Source organism: Streptomyces flavofungini (assembly GCF_041028215.1).
Classification (GTDB): Bacteria; Actinomycetota; Actinomycetes; order Streptomycetales; family Streptomycetaceae; genus Streptomyces; species Streptomyces flavofungini_B.
The window spans coordinates 1-1,022 of the sequence record NZ_JASKYR010001314.1 but is presented as its reverse complement, the minus strand read 5'-3'; the positions used below and the strand labels follow the sequence as shown (position 1 = coordinate 1,022).

Sequence of the window (1,022 nt, the reverse complement as noted above, 5' to 3'; positions counted from 1 at the left end):
CCGTGGTTCCCGCCGGACACGGCGACCACGCCTGCCGCGCGCTGTTCGTCAGTCAGGTCGAGCAGCTTCGCGACGGCGCCCCGTGCCTTGAACGACCCGGTGCGCTGCAACAGTTCCAGCTTGACCGTGACCGGCACCCCCAGCAGCGCGGTCAGCCCCGGACTGGGCAGCGTGGGAGTGCGCACCACATGCCCGGCGATCCGCGCCGCCGCGCTCTCCAAGTCCTCAACACCGACCATGGCGCCCCTCCAGGATGTCTCGCCCACCGTATGCGTCAGCACGATACGTGGGTGATCGCGGGGAGGGCAGTCGTCCGGATCACCGCGACGGCGGCATCACCGTGACGCCCGGTCCCCGCGGCCCAGATAGGAGTCCGCCAGCTCCGCGAGGGCAGGTCCTGTGCTCTCGTAGGCGAGTGGGGCGAGGTCCGGGGGCGGGACGTAGCCCTCGGGCATGGCCGCGTAGGCGCGGTCCATGAGATCGGCGTAGGCGTCGGGCAGTGCCTGGGGCCAGGCGCAGGTCAGCGGGGGTCGCATCCGGGCCTCCGCGGCCAGTGCCGCGTGGTGGACGGCGGCTTCCGCGGCCGCCTCCTTGCCGGTGAGGTCGGCGATCAGCTCGCGGCACGGCGCGAACGCGGTCAGGGGTTCCGGCAGCGGGCCGCCGGGGGCGGTGGTGTCGAGGAGGGCGTCGGCGAGCAGGGTGGCGATCAGCAGGGAGGTGTGCAGTCCGTCGCGGTGCGTACCCGGCGCCACGCACAGTCCTTCCCTGAGTGTGGGCCGATGATGGGCTGGCCGTCCAGGGCCGCGTGGGCGCTGGCGCCGAGGTAGAGACTGCCGTCGGCCTGGGGAACGGCGTGCAGCCCGCACGCGTACGCCCGGTTGGGGGTGCGGAGCACCGAGGTCCACGGCTCGGGGCCGGTGACGGGGACGACCGGCAGCTCGGGGTCGAGGGCGTCGAGGACCGGGGTGGTCCAGGCCCCGGCCGCCACCACGGCGCGCGGGGCGCGGGGCGCGGGGCGCGGA

Annotated in this window: 2 protein-coding genes and 1 pseudogene; all 3 read right to left on the bottom strand. The window is 74.7% G+C overall.

The window, feature by feature from the left end; all coding sequences use genetic code 11:
- On the bottom strand, positions 1-239 hold a 239-nt coding region (locus tag AB8Z36_RS40715), incomplete at its 3' end, for a pyridoxal-phosphate dependent enzyme (protein WP_369218378.1).
- 96 nt (positions 240-335) lie between these two features.
- Positions 336-752 (bottom strand): hypothetical protein, encoded by a 417-nt coding sequence (locus tag AB8Z36_RS40710; protein ID WP_369218377.1) that lies wholly within the window; start codon positions 750-752, stop codon positions 336-338.
- Positions 707-1,022, bottom strand: a pseudogene (locus AB8Z36_RS40705) (hypothetical protein); the annotation flags it as partial. The gene AB8Z36_RS40710 and the pseudogene AB8Z36_RS40705, both read right to left, overlap by 46 nt.